The following is a 4,766-nucleotide window of genomic DNA, read 5'->3' on the forward strand; positions in this document are numbered from 1 at the left end:
GTCCGCACTCATCATTAAATGGAATAACTCCGTATCAGTATTCAAAATCAATTGCATAATCTATTTCATGTTCCAGTTTTTCTTGACCAGGTCATAATGTGTAAATTAACATTTGAATTATATATTGCTTATAAGTTATCATTCATATAAACCCTATCTACTTATGAGAGTAAGTAGAATTGAAATTTCAGTAGAGGAAGGAGGTTTAATTGATGGAGGTTAGAATTAAAGAAGTGCGCAAAAAATTTGGTGATACACTACAAGGATTGGCTGAAAAAATCGATTATGACTACAGTAACCTTTCTAAAGTAGAGCGGGGAGTATATACTCCTTCTTTAGAATTACTTTCAAAAATTGCTGATGTTTATAAAATTGAGATAACAGATTTATTAATTGTATCTAATTTAAATAATATAAAAAAAATTTCTCTAGAGGATAACTTAGAAGCTAAAAATTACGCTCTTAGTTTAGATGGGGAAACAGTGAGTGAAGATGAATTAGATTTTCTTATACAAAGTATAAGAATTTTTCGACAGAAATTACAAAAATATAAAGACAATCTAGATTAGATTTTACTCATTGGAATCCAGGGAATTTTATTTATAACAATGCCTGTTATTATAAATTAGGTTAAGTGAAAATGTAAGTTCGTCATTTTGTTTTTGAAGCTTCTTTTGGTAATGTACGTGCGATTAAAACACGATTTGAATATTATTTAAATTATATGTAATTAGCAATAATTTTATTAGCAAATGCTGTGAAAACGAAGTGGTATCTTAAACTTCGTTTTCATTTATGTTATACAAAGCATGAAGTTTGTGTTCACCCAAAAATAGTTTAATGGTAGCTTAAATAAGAAGAAAATATAAAATTATTAGCAGGAAAAAAACTTAAAATTTTAACATGAGAGTATCTCTATGAAGTAAAGGATTTGTTAGCGGAAATTTATTTGTGTAATTGATTCATCATTAACGTCATAAACGTATACTTTAAAAATAAGGAATAATTAGTCATACGATTGAAAGAACTTACCTAAAAATAAAACATAAGATAAATAAGAATTACTGATAGCATTTTGTTAAGAAGGAGGATTATATGTCACTTCCCAATATCCCTAATATTACGCCATGTATTTCTTTAACGCGTCATGAAGCAATTAATTTATTATTGTCTTCCATTGCGATGGAGGAAATTGGTTTATCGCACATATTAAATGCTGAGGGTGAAAAATTACAACATTTTTTAAAAATAAAACATTTAGATGTCTCTAAATATATAGCAATGAATAAAAGTGTCAATGATACGTTAAGGACTATTGTTAAGTCTCAAATGTTATTACAATTGAAATTAGAAGAAGTTAATTCTATAGCTGAATGTGAGCATAGATGTACCTGTGTATGTGAGAAAAGTACTTTGCAAGGTTGTCGTTGTAAGAAAAACTGTTGTAAACAAAATTGTAATAAAATTTCCAAAAAATGTAATTGTGAAAATAATAAACTATAAGGAATAATTATGGGTAAATATTCCAAGCTAATATTTTTAGTTTTTATTGTAATGTCTATATAGAATTTTTGAGATGTATTTTTTTACAAAAGATATAGTGCATTTCTCGCCGATTTTTATGTAGTATTGGCTAATATACAAATTTAAAAATAGTGTTCTTGACTAATGTTGGTGGAGAATAGGTAAATTTCAACACATGTAAACATTAATTTGTTAAATTTATTCTAATAAGAAACAAATTTATATATGGGGAGAGGTGAAAATGGTTAATGAGAGCTTATTTAACACAAAAACATTCATAAATTCCATTTTAGAACATTATCTTTTTTATATTGAACAACATTGTGCATTACTCAAAAAAATATTAAGTCAATTGCAACACGTATCCTGTTGCAGGAATATGCATATAGTGATAAATAAGAGATTATATGAATCTTTATGGCTTTTTCATAGTTTATTTAATCATCTTAACATAAAAATTAACGAAATACAGCAAGATGTTAAGTATAATATTTTGATTAATCCTCAATTTATACATTTTTCAAAAAATATACAAGCTTTTTTGAGATATATTTATAAATACGTACAAACTTATGAGCTTTTAGAACCACGATACTACAAAAGATGTAAACTGTTACTGCAAACTTTATTAAATCAAACTTTATTTAACGTGAATCAAATACAAAAAAAAATTAACAATATTCATGCTAGTCCACCTTGGGTAAACTCAACTGCATTTAATGCTTGGAGACGGATTCAGCAATAAAATAATTAATTTACTAATAGAATTGAATATAGATGTAAGATTGCGGACGAATCTCCGATATTTATATAACACGAATAAAAAATATTCATATTATGAAAGGGGAAATAACGTTGAAAAAAAACACCATTTCTTTATGCATGATTGTAAAAAATGAAGAAGAAAGTATTGAAAGGTGTTTAAATAGTATTAAGGAGCTAGTAGACGAGATTATTATTGTTGATACAGGTAGCAGTGATCGTACCATTGATATTTGCAAACAATACTCCAAAAATATTTATCAGTTTCTTTGGAACTATAATTTTTCTGAAGCAAGAAACTTTAGTATTCAACTAGCAAAAAGTAAATGGATACTATGTTTAGATGCAGACGAGGAATTTGATGGAAATGGAATTAGTAATTTAAAAGATAGTTTAGATGAAAAAAAAGAACAGTTGTTTTATTTACCTATACTAAACTATGTTGGAAATACGGTTGCAGAAAATAATATTTATCAGATTTTTCAGCCAAGATTGTTTTGCAATGGTGCTGAGCTCAGATTTCAAAATAAGATTCATGAGACGTTATGTATTCCTCCGAACTTTTCTCAATATGGAATTCTCAATACCCCTATTAAACACTATGGATACCTCAATTCAAGAGTGACAAGTAAAAAAAAAAAAACGTAATTTAGAAATACTTAAAAATGAGTTAGAAATTCAAAATCATACCCCATGGATTGAATATCATATGGCATCCGAACATTATGGTGTAAAAGATTATGAAAAAGCATTTTATTTTATAAACCAAGCAATTTTGAAATTTCTTGCGCAAGAAACTTTACCACCTGCAATAGCATATCGATTAAAGTATACAATTATTATGGAATCAGGTAATATTGAAAAGGGCTGGCGTGGTATAGATTTGGCGATCCAAATTTATCCAGATTATGTGGATTTATATTTTATAAAAGCTAATATTCTATTTTATCTAAAAAAATATCAGGAGGCCCTAGAGGCTATAAATTGTTGCTTAAATTTAGGAGAGGATAATTATAAATATTTAATTTTAAAGGGAACAGGTAGCTTTCGAGCCATTAAGTTGAAACAAAGATGCCTGGAAAAATTAAAATGAGTATGATAGAGTTATCCACGATTTAGAGAAAGAAAAACAAGGGTCCAAAAAGAAACCCTTGTGGAGGTATGGGCATTTTAACTAATGCGAAATTTTATAAGTGGCAATCGATTTACAATCGTTATAATTAACAAAAATAAATATGATACATCCACGTATAAGACGACTTTCTAAAAATCATTAACAACTACATCTACATCATTATCCGGACAACATCCGCCTGTTATTTTACGTACACTGCTTACTCGTAAATCAGTGAAATTCATATTTGCATTTCTATCAACCCAAACTAATATAGGGCCTTCTACACGAATAAATGAACCTGTCCCCATAATTCTTCCACCTGAAAATACTTGGATTTTATCTCCTTGAAATAAACCATATACTTTACAAAAACCGTCACCATATCCATAATAGGGCATGATAATCTCTCCTTATTCATTAAATTTTTCTAACCTTCAAACAACTTGCTATTAACAAAGAGGCGTTTCCGAACATACTATTAGAATTTGTATATTCATTTTATTTATATGAGCATATCATAATCCTGCTTGGACAGACGCACAAAAAACATTATATTTTTTGATTAGTAGTCAATTTACCTTTATAAATTGGAAATTTTAAAAATATAATTCAATATCTGAACTACCTTCGGTTTCACTCCGGTTAGAACAGAGAGATTCCTAAGTAAAAGGGTTCTATTATGATTTGGAAGACAAGAAGGGTAGTCTCATTTATGTAGGTTTATATTTTGTACGTCTGTGTTTTGACAAGAACATAATTGGTTTGAAATAAATGTTTTCCTTACCATTTTTTCTTTATACGCCAACATAGTTCGAAACTTTGACCATGATATCGTACAACTCGCTTTTGCTAATTTATATTTTTGTAATATATTTGATATTTGCAAATCCTCTATATCGATAACACCGTGGTTTTGGATAATTTTAGTTAAGATTTTGTCCAATTAATCTTTTCTAGCACTCGCCTTGTATTTATACATTTTAGCTACCTTTACTCGCTGTTTATTCCAGCGAAAAGATCCATTCTTTTCTCTAGGGAAAATACGCTGTGTTTTTGTCAACTTCTCTCCTAATGATTGAAAAAACTTCAGATTTTTATAGATTGTTTTATCTGATAAGATGGTGAAATCTTTTAATCTTAAATCCCTCCTAAAGGTTGTAAACAGAAGACTGAATCGCAATACGATCCACTTCTTTGAATCAAACTCTTTCGTCATGACAGTAAGTCTGGCAGAGCATGATCTATATGCCAAACCTTCTACGGTTTCTTTGACCTGGTCAAGAAAAACTGGAACATGAAATAGATTATGCAATTGATTTTGAATACTGATACGGAGTTATTCCATTTAATGATGAGTGCGGAC

Annotated in this window: 5 protein-coding genes and 1 pseudogene; 4 read left to right on the top strand and 2 right to left on the bottom strand. The window is 28.7% G+C overall.

From position 1 onward, the window contains the following. Nucleotides 1-212: 212 nt before the first annotated feature. From F3I02_RS17155 to F3I02_RS17170, 4 genes are all read left to right on the top strand, one after another. On the top strand, nucleotides 213-569 hold the full coding sequence (locus F3I02_RS17155) for a helix-turn-helix domain-containing protein (RefSeq protein ID WP_078401364.1): 357 nt from the start codon (nucleotides 213-215) through the stop codon (nucleotides 567-569). Between the two features lie 526 nt (nucleotides 570-1,095). Then, nucleotides 1,096-1,503 carry an alpha-helical endospore appendage domain-containing protein gene (locus F3I02_RS17160; RefSeq protein ID WP_196477516.1) on the top strand — a complete coding sequence of 136 codons (408 nt, stop codon included), beginning with the start codon at nucleotides 1,096-1,098 and terminating at the stop codon, nucleotides 1,501-1,503. A gap of 876 nt (nucleotides 1,504-2,379) precedes the next feature. Continuing rightward, nucleotides 2,380-2,934, top strand: coding sequence for a glycosyltransferase family 2 protein (locus F3I02_RS17165; RefSeq protein ID WP_196477515.1), 555 nt, complete (start codon nucleotides 2,380-2,382; stop codon nucleotides 2,932-2,934). Between the two features lie 61 nt (nucleotides 2,935-2,995). After that, the gene (locus F3I02_RS17170) at nucleotides 2,996-3,379 is read left to right on the top strand and encodes a hypothetical protein (protein WP_196477514.1); all 384 of its coding nucleotides are present in this window, start codon (nucleotides 2,996-2,998) and stop codon (nucleotides 3,377-3,379) included. A gap of 170 nt (nucleotides 3,380-3,549) precedes the next feature. Here the strand turns inward: F3I02_RS17170 and F3I02_RS17175 are convergent, their stop codons facing one another. After that, entirely contained in the window at nucleotides 3,550-3,801 is a 252-nt protein-coding gene (locus F3I02_RS17175) for a hypothetical protein (RefSeq protein WP_196477513.1), read from the bottom strand. Nucleotides 3,802-4,112: 311 nt separating this feature from the next. Next, nucleotides 4,113-4,547, bottom strand: a pseudogene (locus tag F3I02_RS33995) (transposase); the annotation flags it as partial. Nucleotides 4,548-4,766: the final 219 nt, after the last annotated feature.

The organism is Bacillus sp. SRB3LM (assembly GCF_015712745.1).
GTDB classification, from domain to species: Bacteria; Bacillota; Bacilli; order Bacillales; family Bacillaceae_G; genus Bacillus_A; species Bacillus_A thuringiensis_K.